The 19,683-nt window shown below is 56.9% G+C and carries 17 protein-coding genes; 11 read left to right on the top strand and 6 right to left on the bottom strand.

The genetic code is table 11. The features are described from left to right. Window positions 1–58: 58 nt before the first annotated feature. Window positions 59–1,699, top strand: coding sequence for a phosphoglucomutase (alpha-D-glucose-1,6-bisphosphate-dependent) (pgm, locus tag ACYASS_RS00555; protein WP_463584643.1), 1,641 nt, complete (start codon window positions 59–61; stop codon window positions 1,697–1,699). Window positions 1,700–1,964: 265 nt separating this feature from the next. On the opposite strand, the gene ACYASS_RS00550 is transcribed toward pgm, so the two are convergent. Beyond that, entirely contained in the window at window positions 1,965–2,660 is a 696-nt protein-coding gene (locus ACYASS_RS00550; protein WP_463584642.1) for a pirin family protein, read from the bottom strand. Between the two features lie 279 nt (window positions 2,661–2,939). Here ACYASS_RS00550 and ACYASS_RS00545 point away from each other — a divergent pair, with 279 nt between their 5' ends. Next, window positions 2,940–5,432 (top strand): UvrD-helicase domain-containing protein, encoded by a 2,493-nt coding sequence (locus ACYASS_RS00545; protein ID WP_463584641.1) that lies wholly within the window; start codon window positions 2,940–2,942, stop codon window positions 5,430–5,432. A 158-nt stretch (window positions 5,433–5,590) separates the two neighbouring features. Here the strand turns inward: ACYASS_RS00545 and ACYASS_RS00540 are convergent, their stop codons facing one another. Then, window positions 5,591–5,863 (bottom strand): DUF1652 domain-containing protein, encoded by a 273-nt coding sequence (locus ACYASS_RS00540; protein ID WP_162873809.1) that lies wholly within the window; start codon window positions 5,861–5,863, stop codon window positions 5,591–5,593. Window positions 5,864–5,942: 79 nt separating this feature from the next. Further along, a complete protein-coding gene (locus ACYASS_RS00535) occupies window positions 5,943–6,089 on the bottom strand; it encodes a hypothetical protein (protein ID WP_463584640.1) in 147 nt (48 codons plus the stop codon). A 131-nt stretch (window positions 6,090–6,220) separates the two neighbouring features. Between ACYASS_RS00535 and ACYASS_RS00530 the strand changes: the two genes are divergently transcribed. The 6 genes from ACYASS_RS00530 to ACYASS_RS00505 all read left to right on the top strand — a co-directional run bounded on the left by ACYASS_RS00530 (window position 6,221) and on the right by ACYASS_RS00505 (window position 14,124). Further along, window positions 6,221–7,339 carry an MFS transporter gene (locus tag ACYASS_RS00530; RefSeq protein ID WP_463584639.1) on the top strand — a complete coding sequence of 373 codons (1,119 nt, stop codon included), beginning with the start codon at window positions 6,221–6,223 and terminating at the stop codon, window positions 7,337–7,339. Between the two features lie 284 nt (window positions 7,340–7,623). Next, the gene (locus tag ACYASS_RS00525) at window positions 7,624–8,304 is read left to right on the top strand and encodes a hypothetical protein (protein WP_463584638.1); all 681 of its coding nucleotides are present in this window, start codon (window positions 7,624–7,626) and stop codon (window positions 8,302–8,304) included. A 67-nt stretch (window positions 8,305–8,371) separates the two neighbouring features. Continuing rightward, on the top strand, window positions 8,372–8,989 hold the full coding sequence (gene lexA / locus ACYASS_RS00520; protein WP_243247549.1) for a transcriptional repressor LexA: 618 nt from the start codon (window positions 8,372–8,374) through the stop codon (window positions 8,987–8,989). Further along, window positions 8,989–9,606 (top strand): translesion DNA synthesis-associated protein ImuA, encoded by a 618-nt coding sequence (gene imuA, locus ACYASS_RS00515; protein ID WP_463584880.1) that lies wholly within the window; start codon window positions 8,989–8,991, stop codon window positions 9,604–9,606. The genes lexA and imuA overlap by 1 nt, the downstream gene beginning before the upstream one ends. 7 nt (window positions 9,607–9,613) lie before the next feature. Continuing rightward, entirely contained in the window at window positions 9,614–11,029 is a 1,416-nt protein-coding gene (locus ACYASS_RS00510) for a Y-family DNA polymerase (protein ID WP_463584637.1), read from the top strand. Then, window positions 11,026–14,124 carry an error-prone DNA polymerase gene (locus ACYASS_RS00505; RefSeq protein ID WP_463584636.1) on the top strand — a complete coding sequence of 1,033 codons (3,099 nt, stop codon included), beginning with the start codon at window positions 11,026–11,028 and terminating at the stop codon, window positions 14,122–14,124. The genes ACYASS_RS00510 and ACYASS_RS00505 overlap by 4 nt, the downstream gene beginning before the upstream one ends. Window positions 14,125–14,312: 188 nt before the next feature. On the opposite strand, the gene ACYASS_RS00500 is transcribed toward ACYASS_RS00505, so the two are convergent. Continuing rightward, window positions 14,313–14,750, bottom strand: a complete 438-nt coding sequence (locus ACYASS_RS00500) for a response regulator (RefSeq protein WP_463584635.1) — start codon at window positions 14,748–14,750, stop codon at window positions 14,313–14,315. A 705-nt stretch (window positions 14,751–15,455) separates the two neighbouring features. Here ACYASS_RS00500 and ACYASS_RS00495 point away from each other — a divergent pair. Then, entirely contained in the window at window positions 15,456–16,355 is a 900-nt protein-coding gene (locus tag ACYASS_RS00495) for a polysaccharide deacetylase family protein (RefSeq protein ID WP_463584634.1), read from the top strand. A gap of 90 nt (window positions 16,356–16,445) precedes the next feature. Here the strand turns inward: ACYASS_RS00495 and ACYASS_RS00490 are convergent, their stop codons facing one another. Next, the gene (locus tag ACYASS_RS00490) at window positions 16,446–17,534 is read right to left on the bottom strand and encodes an NADH:flavin oxidoreductase/NADH oxidase (RefSeq protein ID WP_463584633.1); all 1,089 of its coding nucleotides are present in this window, start codon (window positions 17,532–17,534) and stop codon (window positions 16,446–16,448) included. Window positions 17,535–17,620: 86 nt separating this feature from the next. Here ACYASS_RS00490 and ACYASS_RS00485 point away from each other — a divergent pair, with 86 nt between their 5' ends. Together ACYASS_RS00485 and ACYASS_RS00480 are read left to right on the top strand one after the other, a co-directional pair. Beyond that, window positions 17,621–17,923: an ArsR/SmtB family transcription factor gene (locus ACYASS_RS00485; protein ID WP_122663365.1), complete on the top strand. Its 303-nt coding sequence runs from the start codon at window positions 17,621–17,623 to the stop codon at window positions 17,921–17,923. A gap of 48 nt (window positions 17,924–17,971) precedes the next feature. Continuing rightward, a complete protein-coding gene (locus ACYASS_RS00480; protein WP_463584632.1) occupies window positions 17,972–18,259 on the top strand; it encodes a DUF1883 domain-containing protein in 288 nt (95 codons plus the stop codon). Between the two features lie 120 nt (window positions 18,260–18,379). Here the strand turns inward: ACYASS_RS00480 and ACYASS_RS00475 are convergent, their stop codons facing one another. After that, window positions 18,380–19,627, bottom strand: a complete 1,248-nt coding sequence (locus tag ACYASS_RS00475; protein WP_463584631.1) for an OprD family porin — start codon at window positions 19,625–19,627, stop codon at window positions 18,380–18,382. Between the last annotated feature and the right edge of the window lie 56 nt (window positions 19,628–19,683).

Raw genomic sequence — 19,683 nt, 5'->3', positions numbered from 1 at the left:
TATTTCTAGCCAGTACAGCAGCCAGCTTTATTTCTATTCCGTTTTTCATGGAGGTTGTATGAGTCTCAGTCCCTTCGCCGGCAAGCTGGCACCGGCTCAGTTGCTGGTCGATATTCCGCGACTGGTAACCGCCTATTACACCGGTCAGCCTGATGCGTCGATCTCGACCCAGCGCGTGGCATTTGGTACTTCCGGCCATCGTGGCAGCTCGTTCGAACTGAGTTTCAACGAGTGGCACGTTCTGGCAATCAGTCAGGCGATTTGCCTTTACCGTCAGGCCAATGGCATCGACGGCCCGTTGTTCCTGGGTGCCGACACGCATGCCTTGTCGACGCCAGCCGCGGCCAGCGCTCTGGAAGTCCTTGCCGCCAATGGCGTGCAGGTGATGATTTCCGAAGGTGATGAGTACACCCCGACACCGGCTGTTTCCCACGCGATTATTTGCTACAACCGTGGCCGCACATCCGGCCTGGCTGACGGTATTGTGATTACTCCGTCGCACAACCCGCCTGAAAGCGGTGGCTTCAAGTACAACCCTCCAAACGGTGGCCCGGCTGACAGCCACATCACCAAATGGATTGAAGCCAAGGCCAACGAACTGTTGGCTGAAAAAGTACTCGGCGTCAGCCGCGTCAGCCATGAAAAAGCGTTGCGTGCTGACACGACGCATCGCCATGACTACCTCAACACGTATGTTGCCGATCTGAAGAACGTGATCGACATGGACGCGATCCGCAGCGCAGGCCTGCGTCTTGGCGTCGACCCTCTGGGCGGCGCAGGCGTGCGTTACTGGTCAGCAATCGGTGAACACTACGGTCTGAATCTGGACGTCGTGAACCAGTTTGTTGACCCGACGTTCCGCTTCATGAGCGTTGACTGGGACGGACGCATTCGTATGGACCCATCGTCGAACTTCGCCATGCAGGGCCTTATCGGCCTGAAGGACAAATATCAGGTCGCGTTTGCCTGTGACCCTGACCACGACCGCCATGGCATCGTGACGCCGAGCGGTGGTTTGCTGGCGCCGAACAACTACCTGGCCGTTTCCATTGATTACCTGTTCCAGAATCGTCCTGACTGGCGCGCCGATGCTGCTGTCGGTAAAACCGTGGTCAGCAGCGGCATGATTGATCGGGTCACCGCGCGTCTGGGTCGCCGCCTGTATGAAGTGCCGGTGGGCTTCAAGTTTTTTGCCGAAGGGCTGTTCGATGGCTCGCTGGGCTTTGGCGGTGAAGAAAGTGCCGGTGCTTCGTTCTTGCGCAAGGACGGCACGGTCTGGACCACCGACAAGGATGGCCTGATTCCAGCGCTGTTGGCCGCAGAAATCACCGCCCGCAAAGGCCGCGACCCGAGCGAAATCTATCAGTCCCTGACTCAGGAACTGGGCGAACCGTTCTCCACGCGCGTTGAAGCCAAGGCCAGCCCTGAGCAAAAAGCTGCGCTGGGCAAACTGTCGCCGGATCAGGTCAAGTCGACCGAGTTGGCAGGGGAGGCGATTCAAAGTGTCCTCAGCCACGCTCCAGGCAATAACCAGGCGATTGGCGGCTTGAAAGTGATGACTGAAAACGGCTGGTTTGCAGCGCGCCCATCAGGCACTGAAGACATCTACAAAATCTACGCCGAGAGTTTTGTCGGTGAGGACCACCTCAAGCGTCTGGTCGCAGAAGCTCAGGTGTTGGTGGATGCAGCGATTGCTTGATGCAATAAGTGATCTACAGGGAAGGGCGCGGAGTCCATGGATCGTCTGATGTACGTTGAACCGGTAGGACCGAATTCATTCGGGAAGGCGGTGTTTCAGGCGAGACATCGGCTGCGGATGTACCGGCCTCTTCGCGAATGAATTCGCTCCTACCGGTAATCTGGGCAAGACGCAGGCTGAGTGATTGCTGATCAATAGCGCATGTACAAAAAAGCCCGGACTCGTAAGAGTCCGGGCTTTTTCAATTTCAGCGTTTGCTCAAGACTCAAGCCACATCGACCAGCACGATTTCGCTGTCTTCGATGGCGGTCACCCGCAGCACACGCTCTTCTTCTACTGCAACGCCGTCTCGGGCGTTTGCTTGCAGGCCATTGACCTCAATGCTGCCGGTAGCGGGCACCAGGTAGGCGCGTCGACCCGCATCCATGTGGTATTCGGCACTTTCCCCGGCTTTCAGGTTGGCAGCGACCAGACGTGCATCAGCGCGGATACGCAGACTCACGTCATCACCGGACTTGCCGCTGGCCAGGGTCACGAAGCCTTCGCGGTCGCCTTTTGGAAACGGTTTGGCACCCCAGGAAGGCGCTGCGCCGGTTTCGTTGGGCATGATCCAGATCTGGAAGATTTTGGTTGCCGTCGCTTCCATGTTGTACTCGCTATGAGCGACACCGGTCCCGGCACTCATGACCTGAACATCACCAGCCTCGGTACGGCCTTTGTTACCCAGGTTATCCTCGTGAGTAATGGCGCCTTCACGAACGTAAGTGATGATTTCCATGTCCCGATGCGGGTGTTTCGGGAAGCCTGTACCGGCCTGGATCACGTCGTCGTTCCAGACTCGCAGTTGACCCCAGTTCATGCGTTTCGGGTCGTAATACTCGGCGAACGAGAAGTGGTGATGTGCGTCCAGCCAGCCGTGGTTGGCGCCGCCCAAAGTGTTGAAAGGTCGTAATTGCAGCATGGTGTGGCCTCCTGTGCAGAAGCGGGCAGTGAATGTTGGCCCGGGGCTGCTGAACGTTGTTCGGTTGTTGATGGCAGCTATGATTGATCAAATAACTATCGATAAAAAGCGTAAATAATCGCTTTAACCAATCGATTAGTTAGATGTCTCTGAGGAGCTTATTCTCCACTCAACCTGCACTTGATCGGCTAATCAACTGATCGCAAAGCATTTACTGGAGCTCAGGGCTGAATCGGGCGACCATAGGGCACTTTTGCTTATCTGTGCCCTGGAGCCTGCGTGCCAGACAAACTGCCTGTTGATGTTCCCGTCGATGCCGAATCCGATTTGCGCCCCCTCCATCAGCTACCCCTGATCAAACGTCTGCTCTCGCGGCTGCTGGGCCGGGGCTTGAGTCGTCTGGGGTCGCAACATGCGCCGTCCTGGACACAAGGTCATGCCGACGGCTATCTCAACGGCCATATGCACGGTGTGGAAGAGGGCTATGCAGAGGGCCACTTGGAAGGGATCGAAGAAGGCCGCAAGGTCCTGGTGATCCGGGATACGCGTCCGATTGAACATCGTGGACCGAAAGTGGATGACCATCTGTTCGATGATTGGCGGTTCCCGCTGACCGCAGACATCAAAAAACGCATGAAAGCCGATGTTGGCCAGAAGTTACCTGCTCACGCACAACCCAGCGCTGCGCAATGGAAGATGATCTTCAGCGATACCCCGTCAACTTACGTCATCGCGGGTGCAGGGGCTGGCAAGTCGACGTCGTTGGTGCTGCGCATTTTGCTGCTTCACCACTACCTGGGCTTTGAGCTGGGTTCCATGACGGTGGTGACGTTCACTCGCGAATCTCGCAAGGACTTTGTCAATAAACTGGTCGAGGTGTTTGCCTGCTGGGGCCACTCGCTTGACCAGAAACAGGCACGCGAAGTAGTACGCACCTTCCACTCGCGTATTCTGCCGTTGGTGCGCAGCATGCCGGGCCTGGAGAAACTGACGGCGTTCGAAAACCTCGGAACTCAATCCATAGCCGGGCTGGAAGAGGGCGCAGACAGTAATCCATTTGATCTGCGGATCAACGACGCCCAGCGTCAGCAACTCAACCTGTGTTATCGCGACCTGTACGCCAGCGATGAGCGTTTCCGCGACGTCATCGCACCTCTTTACCGTCAGGCGCTGCAGCTCAAGGAGCTGGAGCGTGATCACCCCGATGTACAAAAACGCGTGACCGTCACCGAACTGTCGGCGCGGCGCGATGAAGAACTGTGCGACATCATCGAAGATCTGTGGATACGTGCCAAAGCCTGGCCCATCAAAGGCATCGAGCCGATGCGACAGACCGTTGAGATCAATGGCTTTGGCTTCCATCTACACGGGTACATTGCAGAGCTCGACGCTTGGGTAGTACTGGGTTTCGATCCATCCGAAGACCAGCAGATGAAGCGTCAGGGTGCCAAGTTACCTGTGTGGGCTGAATGGGTGATCAAACGCACACTGTTTCAAGCATTCTGCCGCAAGCCATTGATATGGCTGGATAGCTACGAGGCCGGTAGCCGTGTTCTGCAGTCTTTGTCTGGAGCCGCAGTTGCCGGGCCCGGGTTTGATTACAAGGTCAAGGGGGATCTGAGCGCAGCCCCGTTGCTGGACAGTTTTGTTGCGGCGGCAGGTTTTATCGAGAACCTCGGGCTGGATGTCCCGGCGGCAGTGGCCGAAATGAGTTTCGCCGGGAACGATCCCGACCGTTACTTCTTTGAAGCCTTGAGCTTGTTCTGGAAAGCGTTTGAAAATCACTTGCTCACTCAGACACCGCCGGTGATGACCTATAACCGGATGTTTGCCCTGTTTGGCGAAAATTCGCCGGAGAATCTCAAGCTGGTGGGTGACCATCAGCTCAGGCCGCTTTCGCATCTGATGATCGATGAATTTCAGGACGTCTCGCCACAGATCGTTTCGTGGGTACGCGCCTGTTTGCGGGAGATCCGTCGTCGGGGGTCAGACCTGCACATCGGCCATACCGCGCAACACGCCTCGTTATTATGTGTGGGCGATGACTGGCAATCGATCTACGGCTGGCGTGGCAGCTCGCCGAAATTCTTCATGGAATTCCCCAAGGAGTTTCCAGCACCTGCGACCACCAAAGTCATGCTCAGTGACAACTACCGCAGCCATCAGCACATCATTGATGCTGCCGAGCATATCGTGCGAGCAGCACCTGCCATTGCAGGCAAGAAAGCCAGGGCCAGCGGTGCTGTGCAGGAATTGCTGCCCGTCAGAGTGCTGGAACGCAATGACGAGTCGCTGACGGAACGTCTCATCGAGCACTACAACGACGGCGACTCGATCCTGTTGCTTTACCGCAAGAGCAGCGATAAAGCTTTGCTTTCCGGTAAGTTACAGGCGTTAGTGAATGCTGATTATGCGCTGCCACCACAGGCGCGACGCTTCAAACAGCTGACCTACCACAGCGCCAAGGGCTTGCAAGCGGACGCGGTGTTCCTGTTGGGTGACTGCCAGCATTTGACGCATTCACCGTACAAGAATCAGCTTTATCGTCAGGCCGGGTTGGGGAGCCCAGGAGACACCGATGCCTTCGATAATGCGCAAAAAGATGAAGTTTTGCGTCTCGCTTACGTGGCGATTACCCGGGCGGTACGGCACTGCTACTGGTATATCGATGGCAGCGCAAAGGAGGGGGTGAACACGACCCGAGCGTCAGACCGGATACCGGCAGACAAGCCGTTTTTTGAGGATATGCGAGGTCTTATGAACCGCTTGTAACGGTATATGCGATCTTCCAGATTTAACGCTGTCCTGTAGGCGCTCACCGAGGTTACAAGGCCAGCGATAGCGGAGTGTCAGACAAACCGCCATCGCTGGCCTTGTAACCTTTGAGCGCCTACAGATCCAGTGTCGGGCGAGTGAGGGGCACGAGTTATTCAAAGCCCTACAGCGCGCAGAGGCACGAACGATTCCAGCTCTGCCTCGATGGCCTCGATGATCAGTTCCACTTCAGTCGCATTCATGACGGTTGCGCAACGCAGACCGGCAACGGCGATGACCGTCTCGCCACTGGCCCGGTCAAACAGGCGGGCTACCATGCTGCTGGGTGCATCCATGGTGGCTTCGAAGCCCACCGGATGGAAATACCAGCGCATCAGCTGACAAGCATTGGGGAACGTGACTTTATTCATGAGACCCACCTCTTTCAAACGAGCACTTCCATAGCTCAAATGGGAGGCAAGGGAGCTGTCTAGACGGCAGCAAAAGCTGAGAGGCCTAAGTATGAAATCAGTAGATTCCTACATCAGCCGAGGCGCCTTCCTGCAGTATTTCTGGACAGTCCTTACGAAGACCAAAAGTAGCACTCCCAAAGCGCATCAGCCGAGATTTTTTTACGGTAAATGGAAAATATTTCGATTTGTTGATGTGAGTCATGCCTGTTATTCCTGAAGGCTCTTTCGGTCATGCCGCAGCGCTGAAAAAGCTATTTCCCCGTCACAGGGTTGTCATAAGCAACCCTGACGCGGCATGCTTCGGTTCCGCTTTGTAACCGGGTTTTTCTGGATATGGCTTCGGCTCCGCGCACTGCTGATGTTGCTTCCCGTCGTTCCGCAATAGTTCTGGCGCTGTGTCTGCCCAGCGATGTCTTGCTGTATCTGTTGTTACCCATGCACGTTGAAGCGTTTGGTATCAGCCTGACGCAAGCGGGTATCTTGCTCGCGGCGAATCGGTTGGTGCGTATCTTCGGTTACAGCTATGTGGTGCGCTATTACGCGCGCAATGGAGACCGTCCTACCGTAATGCTCGCTGCTGCGACGGCCGCTGTCTGTGCCTTGGGCAACGCCTTCATTTCAGGTTTCTGGTGGCTTTTGATTCTGCGTCTGGGGTGGGGGCTGGCCTATGCGGCCATGAACCTCTCAACCCAGGTACTGGCCACGTCAGACGCTGCAGGCGCGGCGCATCGCTCGGGTCGCTCAAGGGCATTTATTGCCATCGGCCCCATGATCGCATTGCCGCTGGGCGCACTCGTGAGCATTGAATTTGGCCCACGTGTGATTTTCATGTTGCTGACCGTTGCTGCGCTGACCGGCTGGTGGCTTGCACGGCGCCTGCCTGACAGCCCGCATGCCATGCCTGCCCCCACGGGCCGCCGTTTCAAGGCTCCAGACAGTGTCGCCACCTGGTCATTTATTGAAGGCGTTGCGCTGGACGGCTTGTTTATCTTCAGTCTCGCGTTACAGGCGCAGACCGTGATGGGCGGCAACGGCGTTATTGTGGCCGGTGTTCTGCTGGCCTTGCGTTATGTTTCAGAGATGGTTCTAAGCCCTGTAGGCGGGCGGGCAGCGGACCATTTCGGCGCGGTTCGCATGCTGGTGGTCTGTTCTGTATTGACGTGTCTTGCACTGATCGCGTTCGGCTCCCACTGGTTGATACTGGGCGCCGGCGGGGTATTGGTTCTGCGTGCCGTGCAACTGCCTCTGGTCACGACCCTTGTTGCTCAGCGTAACCCCGGTCCTGATCGTGTCCAGGCGCTCGCCGCCAATGCGGTATGGCGAGACATAGGTGCAGGCATCGGGCCTTTGTTGGCAGGCTTATTGTTGCCTGTTACTTCTGCGGTATGGGTGTATGCTCTGGCGGGTCTGGCAGTCGCGCTCAGTGCCGTGTATTGCGGGTTTCGCAAGTAATGAGTACTGGCAGGCCAATGTGGTTTATCCATGAGGAACACATATTCAATTACACCTTGGTCTTTGATTTTTCTGACTTTTGGCCGGGTCGTGTGCAACCTTAAGGGCAATTTCGACTCCTATTGGCACGTCAACAAGATCGAAATATATGCGCGTTAGGCTGTGGGGCGTTTCAGGGACACGCTTCGGAGTGCTCGAAAAGGGAGTTGTACGGGGTAGCTGACCCAGTCAGGGAAGCATTTCATGCTACGCACCTCACTACTGCACGCCAAAATAAGAGACTCATGAAAATTTTCCGATCCCCTATCCTCAGCCGCCTGCAGCGACGCTGTGCCTGGTTTTTTGTTCCTGTGGCATTGGTTGCATCGTCCGTCGCACTGTTCAGTCTGGGTAAAGGCGTGCATGCCGAACCCAAGAACGGTACTCAGACCTTAGTGTTCATGCGCCATGCCGAGAAACCGTCCATGGGGCTTGGTCAGCTCAACTGCCAGGGCCTGAACCGCGCTATTGATCTCTCCGAGTTACTGCCACGCCAGTTCGGCAAAGCCAATTTCATTTTTGCCGCCAACCCAAGCCGTCATGTGGAGGAGGGTGAGGGCGATCTCTCTTACAGCTACCTCCGTCCATTGATGACGGTCGGGCCGAGCGCCATCAAGCTTGGCCTGCCGGTCAATATTGACTATGGCGCCAATGACACGGGTGCGCTGGCTGATGAGTTGATGCGAGACAAGTATCACGACGCGACCATCTATACCGCCTGGTCCCACGGTTACCTGCCGGAACTGATCAACAAGGTTGCCGAAGAGGCCTCTGGAAAGAAAATCACCTTGCTCGACGACTGGACGGGCGATGACTTCGATTCAGTGCTGGTCCTGACTCTCAAGTGGGTCAATGGCAAGGCAACGCTCGAATACGAAAACTACAAACAAGGGCTGAACGACGGCGCCGAGGGCTGCCCGTCCTAAGCTTTTTTGGTCGCTGACGTGCGCGGCGACCAAATGCTCTAGCCAGAAATTATGCAATGGAGTACAAATGTGCTCCATGAGCACATTATCTCCCAAACGTAGCGCCATCCTGACCTTCATCCGTGATCGTATCGCGCAGCAAGGTCAATCTCCGAGCCTGGCCGAAATCTCCGAAGCCTTTGGTTTTGCTTCGCGTAGCGTGGCCCGCAAGCACATCATTGCCCTGACCGAAGCCGGGCTGATCGAGGTGCTGCCCAATCAGGCCCGGGGGATTCGTCTGGTTCAGTCAACCCCGCGGCCCGAAATGCTGGCCATTCCGGTCATGGGCCGTGTGGCCGCAGGCATGCCGATTGGTCCGGACGTAGACCACCACGACACCTTGCTGATGGATCGCAGTACTTTTTCCCGGGTACCCGATTACCTGCTGCGTGTTCAAGGCGATTCGATGATTGAGGACGGTATCCTCGATGGTGATCTGGTGGGCGTGCACCGCAGCAGCGATGCTCATGACGGGCAAATCGTGGTTGCACGACTCGATGGCGAAGTGACAATCAAGCGTTTGCAAAAGGGCAGCGATAGCTTTGTCCTGCTGCCGCGCAACCCGGCGTATGCCCCCATTGTTGTTGAGCCGGATCAGGACTTCGCCATTGAGGGTGTGTTCTGTGGTCTGGTGAGGCGTGCATGATGGGCGCCGTCGTCAGTCTCGATTCGCTGCTGGACGAGCGTCGGGTCTGGAAAGGCCGGCAACACACAGCGCCTGTCGGCTTACAGCCTACTGGTCATTCTGCGCTGGACAAGGTGTTGCCAACCGGTGGCTGGCCTGCATCAGCACTGAGCGAGATTCTTGTCGCGGCCGATGGCAGTGGTGAGTTGCGCCTGCTCTGGCCCACTTTGGCCAGGTTGACCGACAGCGGCGAGCGAGTCGTGCTGGTGGCTCCTCCTTATATTCCATACCCGCAGGCCTGGCTGGCGGCGGGCGTAGACATGCGTCAGGTCAATCTGATTCAGGCCAGCGAACGCGATGCATTATGGGCTGCCGAGCAATGCCTGCGCTCCGGCAGTTGCGGAGCCGTGCTGTGCTGGCCACGCCAGGCAGATGATCGGGCATTGCGTCGCTTGCAGGTGGCCGCCGAAACGGGGCAGACCCTGGCTTTCGCCTGCCGCCCCATGGCAGCCATGCACAACCCATCGCCCGCAGCGTTACGTGTTGCCATCGATACCAGGCCCGAGCAATTACGGGTACTGAAATGCCGTGGTGGCCTGACCCCTGTTTCCCCTATACCTTTTTCAACTGACGCCTGAGGTTCCTATGCTGTGGGCCTGTGTCCTGTTGCCACAAATGGCACTGGACGGCGTCATGCGCCGTCGTGCCGACCCTGATGAGCCGCTCGCGTTGCTGAGCGGTACCGCGCAGCGTCGCATCTTGCAGGTGGTCAACCCGGCGGCCCGTGCTTTGGGGTTACGGGCAGGTCAGTCCCTGACCAGCGCGCAGGTGTTGGTCAGGGACTTTGCCACCGTCGAATATGACCCTGCCGAGACCGAGCGTCTGCACCGATTGCTGGCTGCGTGGGCCTATCGCTTCAGTTCGCAAGTCAGCCTCAGGTACCCACGGGTTTTGCTCATGGAAGTCGAGTCCAGCCTCGGCCTGTTCGGGCCATGGCCTGTATTCGAAGCGCGCCTGCGTCAGGAGTTGAGCGCTTTAGGCTTCAGCCATCGCATTGTCGTGGCACCCAATCCTGTGGCTGCGCGCATGTTGGCAAACGCCCATGACGGCCTCGCCGTGACCTGTCCCCATGAGTTGCGCCAGAGACTGGAGCACATGCCGGTGGACAGGGTGGGGCTGAGTCATGAAGTTGCCCTGGCGCTGTCGCGTATGGGCTTGCGTACCCTGCGTCAGGTCCTGAGCTTGCCACGCGACACTCTGGCGCGACGCTTTCCAGCGCAAGTGTTGCAGCATCTGGATAACTTGCTGGGCGAGCGTCCGGTCGCGCTGGAGTGTTACGCACCACCGGACTACTTCGATGTGCGTATCGAGTTGAATTTCGATGTCGAGTCACATCAGGCGTTGTTATTCCCCCTCAAGCGACTGGTCGCAGACCTGGCTGCATTCCTGGCCGGGCGCGACAGCGGCGTGCAGCGTTTTAGCCTGTATCTGGAACATAACGATGGACCCGACAGCATCGTGCCCATTGGCTTGCTTAGTGCCGAGCGCGAAGCGGGCATGCTGTTTGAACTGGCCAGAGGCAGGCTTGAGCAGATACAGGTGACGTCACCGGTACGCGCTGTGCGTTTGCTGGCGCGTGACTTGCCCGCTTTTGTTCCGGTATTTCGAGAGTTGTTTGACGAGCGTCTCCAGCAGGCATTGCCTTGGGAGCAGCTGCGTGAACGTTTGCGCGCGCGCCTGGGTGACGATTCGGTCAATGCATTGCAGATGCACGCCGATCATCGTCCTGAATGCGCTTGGCAGCTCAACCTTGTGACCAAGGCCAGGTCTCGCGCGCCGACAGTCCCCAGGCCTGGCTGGTTATTGCCTGAGCCACAACCTTTGCAGGGTGTCGGGACGCGGATTCTTGCCGGGCCCGAGCGTATTGAATCAGGTTGGTGGGACGGTGGTGATGTGCGTCGTGACTATTATCTGGTCGAGACCAGGACCGGTCAGCGTGGCTGGGCGTATCGACCTGTTGGCGAACAGGGTGATCTGTTATTGCATGGCTGGTTTGCATGAACCAGCCATATGCCGAATTGCACTGCCTGACGAACTTCAGTTTTCAGCGTGGAGCATCCAGCGCCCTTGAACTCTTTGAACGGGCCACGGCCCACGGCTATGCGGCGCTGGCAATCACCGACGAATGCACGCTGGCAGGGATCGTTCGTGCCTGGCAGGCCTCGAAAAAAACCGGCCTGCCTCTGATCGTCGGCAGCGAAATGCAGATCGACGATGGGCCAAAGGTGGTTTTGCTGGTGGAGAATCTGCAGGGGTATCAAGCGCTGTGCCAATTGATAACCGTTGCCCGGCGCAGAGCCAAAAAAGGTCAATATCAACTGTTTCGCGAGGACTTCGGCCATGCCATGCCGGGACTGCTGGCCTTGTGGGTACCCGACACCGAACTCACGGACAGTGAGCTGCTTGAGCACGGCCGCTGGCTGGCCAGCCATTTTGCTGAGGTGTTGTGGCTGGCCGTCGAGTTGCATCGCGGACCTGATGACCAGCATCGTCTGGAAAAACTGCGTGATCTTGCACAAAACCTGCACATTCCAGCCGTTGCCAGCGGCGATGTCCACATGCATGCCCGAGGTCGGCGAGCTTTGCAGGACACCATGACTGCTATCCGCCATCACACTACGGTGGCCGAAGCAGGCCATCACTTGTTCCCCAATGGCGAGCGGCATTTGCGCTCAACAGACGCTGTGGCTGCGCTCTACCCTGAAACACTGTTGGCTGAAACGGTACATATTGCCCGACGCTGTCGCTTCGATCTGAGCCAGTTACGGTACGAGTATCCCCATGAACTGGTGCCCTCCGGGTACACGTCCACTTCATGGTTGCGGGAGAAGACCGAGGAGGGTGTACGCAAGCGTTGGCCATGTGGGCCCACGCAAGAGACAAGGGCCCAGATAGAGAAAGAACTGCGCCTGATCAGCGAAATGAAATTCGACAGTTACTTTCTGACGGTTCACGACATTGTCCAGTTCGCTCGCGGCCGCGACATCCTTTGTCAGGGCCGTGGCTCTGCGGCTAACTCGGTGGTCTGCTTTGCGCTGGGCATTACTGAGTTGAACCCGGAAAGAAGCAATCTGCTGTTCGAGCGTTTCATCTCAAAAGAGCGGAACGAGCCGCCCGATATCGACGTGGACTTTGAGCACGAGCGTCGCGAAGAAGTCTTGCAGTACGTCTTTAAGCGCTATGGCCGGGGCAGGGCGGCGCTGACGGCGGTGGCCAGCACTTATCACGGCACGGGAGCCGTACGGGATATCGCCAGAGTGCTGGGCCTGCCGCCCGACCAGATCAATGCCCTGGCTGATTGTTTCAGCAGTTGGAGTGATGAATTACCGACGGCGGAGCGCCTGCGTGAAAGTGGATTCGACTCGCAAACCCCCATACTCCACCGTGTTCTGACCCTGACCCGCGAGCTGATTGGGTTTCCCCGGCACTTGTCGCAACACCCCGGTGGCTTCGTGATTTCCGAGCATCCGCTCAACACCCTGGTGCCCGTAGAAAACGCTGCGATGGCTGACAGGACCATCATTCAGTGGGACAAGGACGATCTCGACGCAGTCGGTTTGCTCAAAGTCGACATTCTGGCCTTGGGCATGCTCAGCGCATTGCGTAGAACCTTTGATCTGGTGCGCCGCTACCGGGGGAACGACTGGACGCTTGCCTCCCTGCCGGAAGATGACCCGGTCACCTACGAGATGATTGGCCGCGCTGACACTGTTGGGGTGTTCCAGATTGAGTCTCGGGCGCAGATGGCCATGCTGCCGCGCATGAAACCCAAGAAGTTTTACGATCTGGTCATCGAGGTGGCCATTGTCCGGCCGGGGCCGATTCAGGGCGACATGGTTCATCCTTATCTGCGCAGGCGAAATAATGAGGAGGAGGTGACCTATCCGCCCAGGCTCGAGAAAGTATTCAAGCGAACCCTGGGCGTGCCGTTGTTTCAGGAACAGGTCATGGAGGTGGCGATCATCGCCGCTGATTACACGCCCGGCGAGGCGGATGAACTGCGTCGTTCCATGGCAGCCTGGAAGCGTCATGGCGGCCTGGAGCCGCATCGTGTTCGGCTTGCCGAGCGGATGACCGCCAATGGTTACGAGCCTGCATTCATTCAACGCATCTTCGAGCAGATCAAGGGCTTCGGCAGCTACGGATTTCCAGAGTCCCATGCCGCGAGTTTTGCCTTGCTGACGTATGCCAGTTGCTGGCTAAAGTGCCATGAACCCGCAGCCTTTGCCTGCGCGCTGATCAACAGTTGGCCAATGGGGTTCTACAGCCCGGATCAAATCCTGCAGGACGCCCGTCGCCACCACATTGAAATACGTCCGGTAGACGTGCGCTATAGCGACTGGGATTGCTCACTTGAGCCTGTCGAACACACCGATCGCAATCGCTCACTGGCCTTGCGCATGGGGCTGCGGATGATCAAAGGTTTTCGTGAGGACGATGGTCGACGTATCGAAATAGCCAGGGAGCGGGGCGCATTGCAAGACGCCACCGATTTGAGTCAGCGTGCCGGGCTCGATGGCAGAGCACTGGAGCAACTGGCAGATTCAGGTGCGCTGCGCGGTTTGATCGGGCATCGTCATCGGGCGCGCTGGGAAGTGGCTGGAGTTGAAGTGCAACGACCCTTGTTTGGTCCCGAGCAGCGCAGTGAAGAAACACAGGTTTCGCTGCCTTTACCCACTGTTGCGCAAGACTTGATGGCCGATTACGCCATGACCGGCACCACGCTGGGACCACATCCACTCGCCATGCTGCGCCGTCAACTGGCTGCGAAACGCTTTCGCAGCTCAAAAGGCCTGCTTGACCTAGAACATGGCCGGACTCTGAGCGTCGCGGGGTTAGTGGTCGGTCGTCAGCGTCCAGGAACGGCCAGCGGTGTGACCTTTGTGACACTTGAGGACGAGTTTGGAATGGTTAACGTGGTGGTCTGGCGCGATCTTGCCGAGCGGCAGCGCAAAGTGCTGGTGAGCGCGCAGTTGCTACAGGTATTTGGCCGTCTGGAATCACAAAGTGGCGTACGCCATCTGATTGCACAACGGCTCTATGATCTGACACCTTTGCTGACCGGGCTGGATGTCCGTAGCCGGGACTTTAGATAGCCCTGCGAGATAGCCCCGTAATGAATAGCCCCGCAATACAGCGTTAGTGGCCGGTCAGCCAAGTGTTTATACCGACCCCTGCTGCCGACTGACGCCGACGGCACGTTCTGTTGCCATCGCTGTGTTGTAGCGCAGAGAACCTTGATGAGTTTGAAATCAAAAAGGCAATTCAGGGGTTGTGGCGACGCTTAGCGCGTCTCAGTCGCGGATACGCTGAACGGTGTTTTGCTGGCACTGAGGGTGTTGTTAACGCCATCAAGCAACTGGGAAATAGTCCAGGGCTTGGCGATGAACAGGATATCGGCAGGAAGCTGATCACTACCCGGTGTTCCATGGCCAGACATAACCACAATGGGAATACTCCATTTGGTGGCAACCATGTTAGCCAGCGCGATGCCATCCATGCTGCCAGGCATACGCACGTCGGTCAGCAGTAGCGAAACATCACCGGCATGCTTTTCGAGATACTCAACCGCTTGATCGGCATTCTCTACAGACTCAGTCCTGAAGCCGCCCTCAAACTCCAGAATCTCTTGCACAAAGTCCCGGATCATCGGTTCGTCTTCGACGATCAAGATCAGATCCTGGTCTTGTGAGGACTCTTCATACTGCGGTGATTGAGTCATTTTTCCTTTCCTCAGCCTCATACATTAAAAATCGGGAAGCACAGCAACGTGGATCCATTTTGTTGCTCCCCGATATCTGAACAAAACAAACCCGAAAAAATTCATTTTTTTATAAAAAACGACGAGTTGCAGATAATCGGCTGGTTTATCGGTGCTTGAAAAGGGCACTGCATGCGTTCAAGTCAGCCAGGCAGGGAAGTTATCACGATTGGAATGCTCCAGAGTCAGAAATAAAGCTGAAGCGGGCGGGCCTGTGAACCGGTTCAGAACCGTGCACAGTTATTTACACTGAATGGACTTCGTGCAGGCATGCGTCCATCTTCCATGCCCCCCATTGCCTCGCGTCAACGTGGGCCCTGTAGCAGCGACCGGGTGGCGTCGCACATTGCTCGCGATAGCGTCAGGTCAGAGGATAATTTCTCAACCGATCTACCACTATCGCGAGCAAGCTCGCTCCTACAGTAAAAGTATCCCAAATCAGGTAGGTATATTCTTTGACAGGACTGCAAAGGCATTGAGCACTACACAGCTAAATGACCTGCGTATACACTCGCGCTTTTTGCAGGCAACCAGCGCATCCGGGGTTGAAGTACCGGCATGACACAACTGCTGCCTGTCTCGTTAACGTCCAATAGTATCTACGCAAGGGTGCCTGAAGAGACCCTGCGCCATGCCCTGCGGCTGTAACCCGGAAAACCCAAGTCAATGAGAAATATCTGTAGCGTTTTATCCGGGCTGACCATTTCGGCGGCGCTTGCGGGTTGTATTGCAGCGCCTATCCCCCTGAGTGAGCACACCTCGGAACGCTTGAGCCAGCAAGCGCCTATACGCTTTGTTGTGACCTTTGACGACGGACCAAGTGCTTCAAGCCTGGCCAATCCGACACTGCAAGTGCTGCATAGCCTCGCGCAGAATCCGGTGCAAAACGATATCAAAGCGATCTTCTTCGTTCAGACCGGCGTTTCGCGAGCGGGCAACAGCGACAGGGGACGCAGGATCATGCGCCGCGAAAGCGAGGCAGGGCATATCCTCGGTTTTCACTCGGCAACGCCTGCCCATACCAATCATCGTTCGTTGAGCCCTGAAGAGCTGGAGCACTCGCTGCAGCAAGGCAGTTCGGTCATAGCGACAAGCATGAGCAGCCCGCCGACGTTGTTGCGCCCGCCGTTCTGGAACTACGACAGTCGAACTTTCGCGGCCTACCAGCGCCATGGCATGCAGGTTCTGTTGACGGACATCAGCGCCAATGACGGCAAGATCTGGGGTTTCAACGCCAGCCCGCGTCGACGCGCCCACATGCTCAGAGAAATGTCCGAGGTACGTGAGCGGGTTGCTAGCGGTGAGTTTCACGCGGTAGATGGCGCAATCCCGATTGTGGTGACCTTTCACGACCTCAATCGCTATACCGCGCGGCATACCCGCGAGTACCTGCAGATTCTGTTGGACAGCGCTCAGGCAACCGGGCTCAAAGTCGCCCCCAAGCCTTTCTACGACGACCGCGCCGAGTTGCAACGCGCAGCAACGTCCCGAACGGTACCGACCAGCGCCATCGCCGTTCACTTGCCAGGCATGTGGGGCTGGATCTGGGACAACGACTCAAGATAAACAGCGCACAGCGAAGGAGTTACTGAAAACAGAAAGGCGACCACGCGGGTCGCCTTTCTGTTTTATACCTGTTGCGGCTGACGCAAGTGCTTAGTAACGCTCAAGCCAGTGAGCGTAAGGCGCAGGCAGGGTCCAGGATGCCCGATCGACACCCAGTTCTTTGGCTGCGTAATACGCCCAGTGCGGGTTGGCCAAATGCGCTCGGCCGACCATGACCAGATCAAGCTGACCGTCTTTGACCACCTGCTCGGCAATAGCTGGAGTACCGAAACCCCAGGCCGAAGAAACCGGAATGCCTGCTTCACGACGTACTCGCTCGGCAATTGGCCCCATGAAGGCCGGGCCCCATGGAATCTGGGTTTCAGGGATGGTAAAGCCGATGCTGACGCTGAGCATGTCCAGGCCTGCGGCCTTGAACTGACGGGTCAGCTCGATGGACTCCACCAGCGTTTGCTCATCACGGCCGTCGAACTCCAGTACGCCAAAACGGGCGGTCAGCGGCAAATGCTCAGGCCAGACTTCGCGTACGGCCGCCAGGGTTTCCAGCAGGAAGCGGCTGCGGTTTTCAAAACTGCCGCCGTAGGCATCTTCGCGATGATTGGAGTGCTCGGAGAAGAACGACTGAGCCAGATAACCATGCGCGAAGTGCAGTTCCAGCCATTCGAAACCTGCATCTCGTGCCCGACGGGCCGCGGCAACAAAGTCTTCGCGAACGCGAGTGATGTCATCCAGGGTCATGGCTGTCGGCTGTTTTGGCAGGTTGGCGCCAAAGGCGATGGCGGAGGGGGCAATCGTCTGCCAGCCACGCGCATCATCGGCAGCAATATGATCGTCGCCTTCCCATGGACGATTGGCGCTGGCCTTGCGACCTGCGTGAGCAATCTGAATGCCAGGTACCGAACCTGCGGCCTTGATGGCCTTGACCACAGGCACAAACGCTTGCGCCAGTTCATCATTCCAGATCCCGGTGCAGCCCGGAGTGATGCGACCCTCAGGCGACACAGCCGTGGCTTCAACGATCACCAGACCGGCGCCACCGCGGGCGATTGCGGCCAGGTGGACCTGGTGCCATTCGTTGATCAGACCGTCAGTAGCGCTGTATTGGCACATAGGCGGGACCGCGATACGGTTGCGCAGCGTGATGTCTTTCAGGGTATAGGGTTGGAACAGGGCAGACATTGAACGTACCTCGAAGATGGCGTTTCGTTTGTTCGATACTATTCGAACAATGGCTGTTTGGTAAAGCCCCGTGTATGATTCGCCCCATGCGACCATTCAAACATCCCCCAGCCAGCGACTTCGAACTTGAGCGTATCTTTCATGCGTTGAGCGATCCGGTTCGCCTGGAGATAGTCCGGCATCTGGGCAGCGTGCCTCAGGCAACTTGCGGCGAGCTGGACGGCGGCCGCCCCAAGTCGAGCATGTCTCACCATTTTCGGGTTTTGCGCGATGCAGGCCTGGTCATGACGCAAAGTGCGGGTACGACGCACATGAACTCATTGCGCAGCGACGACATCGACAGTCGCTTTCCTGGACTGCTGACAACGATCCTTGCCCAAAAAGCCTGAAAAGCTTTCAACGATAGAAAGGCCTTAACTATGTGGCCGGAGCCGTAAATGAAATTCATACACCAGCGTGAACATCTCAATGAAGACGACATTGTGGTCATTCAGGCTTCACAGACTTGCAACATCCGCCTCATGAGCGATGCGAGCTTTCGCAGCTTCAAAAACGGTGGCCGCCACACTTATCACGGCGGTGCTTTCGATACCTTTCCAGCCAAAATCACTGTGCCAAGCAGTGGTTACTGGAACATCACCATCGATACCGTAACCCGCCGAGCCATTAGCGTGACACGCAAACCGACCCTGACGCATTCGATCAAAATCATTCGCAGATCGTGACGCCGCTGCACTCGAAATCCGGCCGGTAGGAGCCAGGTTGTTGGCGAGACAGTGAGCCTGTTAACTCAGAACTATCGCCTCGCCAACAAGTTGGCTCCTACCGTTAACCAGCGTTACCCATCAAAGATTGATCGGATACTGGGTGATGAACCTCACGTCATCGACGTCACCACTGAACGAGTTGCGATAGGTCGCCTGACGTACCCGGAACGAAAGGTCTTTCAACGGACCGCTCTGAATCACGTAGGACGCTTCCAGGTCGCGCTCCCATTCGTTCTGATTACGCGAACCGCTGGCCAGGCTGATGTTGTCACCGCTGATGTAGCGGGCAAAAACCTCTAACCCGGGCACACCCAAGGCCGCGAAGTTGAAGTCGTAGCGTGCTTGCCATGAGCGTTCATCTTCGCGGGTGAACTCGGCGTATTGCACGTAGTTGGCCATGTAGTCGGTGTTGCCGCCGTCGGTGTAAAACACATAGCCGTTCTTGCCGGTGATCGCTTGATAGGCGAGCGTTACCTTATGTGGGCCATAAGCATAAGCGCCCTTGATGCTGAAAGAGTTGCTGTCGATATCTCCGCCATTTTCCGCACCGGTACTTTTCTGGTTGTAGAAGCGAAAATCAGCAGTGAAGGCTTGTCTGGAGTCGATCGGTTTAACCCAACTCAGGCCCAGATACTTCTTCTTCCACAAGTCTTCAACATCCGATGCGTAAATAGCACCGGTCAGATTCGGCGTGAAGTTGTAAGTAGCGCCCACTACATCGGCCTTGGTCATGCCACTCGCGTTGTGAGCACTCTGACTGTAGGCGCTCAATGAAGTCAGGTGCGCAACATCAACTCGCAGGTTGTCGATTTCCTTACTGCTCAAATAGAAACCTTCGGTTGTCTCCGGCAGCAAGCGACTGTCACCGGTGGAATAGACCGGCAAGTTCAGCGTTTGCTGGCCGTATTTCAGCACGGTCTTTGAAATTTTCACCTTCACTGCGCCTGCGGCCCGAGAGTAGTCGTCTGCCGCGTGGTCGACGCCCGCTACATGGTTGCCACTGCTCGGCAGCAAGCCGCTGCCGATTCGGTCCGAGCTGCTGTCGAGCTTCATGCCGTAAAGGCCAATCGCATCGACACCAAAGCCTACAGTCCCGGGCGTGAAGCCCGAGGTGAACGTACCGATGAAACCTTGTGCCCACTCCTCGCGATAGCTTTGCGCGTTGGACGCTGCATTGCGGAAGTCACGATTGAAGTAGAAGTTTCGCGCCACGATTTGTGTGGTGCTGTCTTTGAAAAACGGATTGCCGAGAACATCATCCCCCAACGCCGCGCCGGAGATAGCCGCGCACAGCGTTGCACTGCCAAGCATGAAAGCTGACCGCATGGTTTAAACCCTTATCAAAATAATCAGCAGATGCGAAGTTGAAAAACGCTGTTTTT

The sequence above is a fragment of the Pseudomonas sp. HP_14 genome (assembly GCF_055283875.1).
This window is presented reverse-complemented; position numbering and strand designations above follow the sequence as displayed.

Excerpts from the sequence above, each read along its gene's own strand:
- pgm (WP_463584643.1), top strand. The coding sequence starts at position 59 with ATGAGTCTCAGTCCCTTCGCCGGCAAGCTGGCACCGGCTCAGTTGCTG.
- ACYASS_RS00550 (WP_463584642.1), bottom strand. The coding sequence starts at position 2,660 with ATGCTGCAATTACGACCTTTCAACACTTTGGGCGGCGCCAACCACGGC.
- ACYASS_RS00535 (WP_463584640.1), bottom strand. The coding sequence starts at position 6,089 with ATGACTCACATCAACAAATCGAAATATTTTCCATTTACCGTAAAAAAA.
- ACYASS_RS00530 (WP_463584639.1), top strand. The coding sequence starts at position 6,221 with ATGGCTTCGGCTCCGCGCACTGCTGATGTTGCTTCCCGTCGTTCCGCA.
- ACYASS_RS00525 (WP_463584638.1), top strand. The coding sequence starts at position 7,624 with ATGAAAATTTTCCGATCCCCTATCCTCAGCCGCCTGCAGCGACGCTGT.
- lexA (WP_243247549.1), top strand. The coding sequence starts at position 8,372 with ATGTGCTCCATGAGCACATTATCTCCCAAACGTAGCGCCATCCTGACC.
- imuA (WP_463584880.1), top strand. The coding sequence starts at position 8,989 with ATGGGCGCCGTCGTCAGTCTCGATTCGCTGCTGGACGAGCGTCGGGTC.
- ACYASS_RS00510 (WP_463584637.1), top strand. The coding sequence starts at position 9,614 with ATGCTGTGGGCCTGTGTCCTGTTGCCACAAATGGCACTGGACGGCGTC.
- ACYASS_RS00505 (WP_463584636.1), top strand. The coding sequence starts at position 11,026 with ATGAACCAGCCATATGCCGAATTGCACTGCCTGACGAACTTCAGTTTT.
- ACYASS_RS00500 (WP_463584635.1), bottom strand. The coding sequence starts at position 14,750 with ATGACTCAATCACCGCAGTATGAAGAGTCCTCACAAGACCAGGATCTG.
- ACYASS_RS00495 (WP_463584634.1), top strand. The coding sequence starts at position 15,456 with ATGAGAAATATCTGTAGCGTTTTATCCGGGCTGACCATTTCGGCGGCG.
- ACYASS_RS00490 (WP_463584633.1), bottom strand. The coding sequence starts at position 17,534 with ATGTCTGCCCTGTTCCAACCCTATACCCTGAAAGACATCACGCTGCGC.
- ACYASS_RS00485 (WP_122663365.1), top strand. The coding sequence starts at position 17,621 with ATGCGACCATTCAAACATCCCCCAGCCAGCGACTTCGAACTTGAGCGT.
- ACYASS_RS00480 (WP_463584632.1), top strand. The coding sequence starts at position 17,972 with ATGAAATTCATACACCAGCGTGAACATCTCAATGAAGACGACATTGTG.
- ACYASS_RS00475 (WP_463584631.1), bottom strand. The coding sequence starts at position 19,627 with ATGCGGTCAGCTTTCATGCTTGGCAGTGCAACGCTGTGCGCGGCTATC.